This window comes from Neochlamydia sp. TUME1 (assembly GCF_000813645.1).
Lineage (GTDB): Bacteria > Chlamydiota > Chlamydiia > Chlamydiales > Parachlamydiaceae > Neochlamydia.
In genome coordinates this window covers 1-1,773 of sequence record NZ_JRXI01000216.1, presented here as the reverse complement: position 1 = coordinate 1,773, position 1,773 = coordinate 1, and the positions used below count along the sequence as shown (strand labels likewise).

The following is a 1,773-nucleotide window of genomic DNA, read 5'->3' as shown; positions in this document are numbered from 1 at the left end:
TCACAAATCTTTCTCCAGGGAGTATGCGGCTTTCCCTTTAAATTTTTTGGAGGATTCTGCGGCAAAAGCGGTTGTAAGATTCTCCATTGAGTATCTGTAAGTCCTTCAAATCTTCCTGGCATACGTCTTCTCTTTCTTAAAAAAGAAGAGTATACACCACAAATTTAAATTTTTCAATATTATCGGGATAGGTTCGTAGAAGCCATGTTAAACGAGGTCAACAAAGAAATTAAAAAACAGAATGATAACAAGGATAAAGGAATAAAAAACCCACTTAAATTTAATATTAGAGGAAAAGAAAACTCCCATACTATAAAAAAATTTACATCCTTTCAAGCAGCCTGCATTGAAAAGGAAAAAATAGAAAGAGAAGAAAATTTTAATAGGCTGGAAATCGTATATGATTATGAAGGTAATGGATGGAAATTAAAAGAGACTTCTTATAACTGCATCATGTGGGCTAAAAACAAATTAGCCAGCATGAATATTTCATTGTATGGGGGAACGAATTTTCTCTTTAGCCCTTTAGCGGGAATCATCCCTCTTATTGAGGAAATTTCTCATAAAGCGCTAAAAGCTGCGATAAAAAGCCTTTGTGAACCCTTAGTAAGTTCCTTGTTGCTGGAAACTCCTTGCGATTATATAAAATTAAATTCCAAAAGAAAATATAAAGAGCTAAGAAACCAGCAAAATTTATTTCATCACCTAATAGTTGGAAAAAGAGCTTTTCTTAACAAACAAGATTTTGATATTATTAATGAAATTATAAGAATAATGTTTAGACCTTTGGAATAAAGATGGGCATATTGCATGGGTATTAAAAAAATTTTAGAAAGTGTATCTTCATTTACCGAGTTAAAACCCTTAGCTTGTAAGGCGAAAGTCCATGTTTCTTTTTGGGGAACTCGCTATATCACTGTTTTAGGTTACGAGGGTACCTTGCCTATAGATGCATTAGCAGGCAAAGTTTTGGAGTTAGTGAAAAAAAAATCCTCATTTCGACGAAACCGAGAGGGAATGTGGTAAAGCTATTGTTTATCCTATTGATATGCTTTATAGAAATAGTGATAGAATGGCAAAGATCCGTAATTGCTTTACAAGATTACTTCTTTTCTTAAGATTACTTCCTATCAAGATAAAACCTCGACGTACTGATATACCATGGCGTTGGCGCGAGTGTGATAGCCCCTGGTATACCTTTGATTATACGGATGGATATTATAAAGTATTTTATTACTATACTCGAAAGCAATATGAAATAGCCTATCGAGAGCCGCTTGGATGGAGCGGTGGTCATAAACACTTAAATGGATTGGATGACAATTATTGGTCGGGAAAAGGGTATAAATATTCTTGGCCCGAAAGTTTAGGGATAGGATTAGAGAAAATAAATGATTCTTTTTAGTATATTTAAAATAAAGCTAAACTTTTTAAGATAAGCTCAAAATTTTAAATATTATTTTCTTTTTCTTCTAAGTAAATTCCAAGGAAAGCTATTTAATTAAAAATTTTTATAGCTTTCCCACAAATCCTCTTGGAAAAAACCTTATGGTTCAAGCCTCCTCTCCAGCAGCCTGTGTTCTAGGCTTAACTGTTCTATGTATACTCCCATCTACAAAGATCGCTGTCGTGCAGATGATTTAAAGCATTTTTTGCCCTGAGGCAAATTTTTAGAAGCTTTTTTCTCAAACTACGCTGCATTATAATTATTAAAAATTATTATAATGATCTTAATCTCTTGCAAGTTTTACTATAAGGCCAAATAAGCTAGAT

Annotated in this window: 3 protein-coding genes; all 3 read left to right on the top strand. The window is 33.1% G+C overall.

All coding sequences use genetic code 11. The features are described from left to right. Positions 1-204 precede the first annotated feature (204 nt). Genes DB41_RS09915 through DB41_RS09905 form a run of 3 tightly spaced genes read left to right on the top strand, consistent with a single transcriptional unit; the run spans position 205 to position 1,405 of the window. The gene (locus DB41_RS09915; RefSeq protein ID WP_039386842.1) at positions 205-795 is read left to right on the top strand and encodes a hypothetical protein; all 591 of its coding nucleotides are present in this window, start codon (positions 205-207) and stop codon (positions 793-795) included. Positions 796-810: 15 nt separating this feature from the next. After that, on the top strand, positions 811-1,026 hold the full coding sequence (locus DB41_RS09910; protein ID WP_039386839.1) for a hypothetical protein: 216 nt from the start codon (positions 811-813) through the stop codon (positions 1,024-1,026). A gap of 46 nt (positions 1,027-1,072) precedes the next feature. Next, positions 1,073-1,405, top strand: coding sequence for a hypothetical protein (locus DB41_RS09905; protein ID WP_155117675.1), 333 nt, complete (start codon positions 1,073-1,075; stop codon positions 1,403-1,405). Positions 1,406-1,773 lie beyond the last annotated feature (368 nt).

What these genes read in the sequence shown, in the direction of transcription:
- DB41_RS09915 (WP_039386842.1), top strand. Translation starts at nt 205, where the DNA reads ATGTTAAACGAGGTCAACAAAGAAATTAAAAAACAGAATGATAACAAG.
- DB41_RS09910 (WP_039386839.1), top strand. Translation starts at nt 811, where the DNA reads ATGGGTATTAAAAAAATTTTAGAAAGTGTATCTTCATTTACCGAGTTA.
- DB41_RS09905 (WP_155117675.1), top strand. Translation starts at nt 1,073, where the DNA reads ATGGCAAAGATCCGTAATTGCTTTACAAGATTACTTCTTTTCTTAAGA.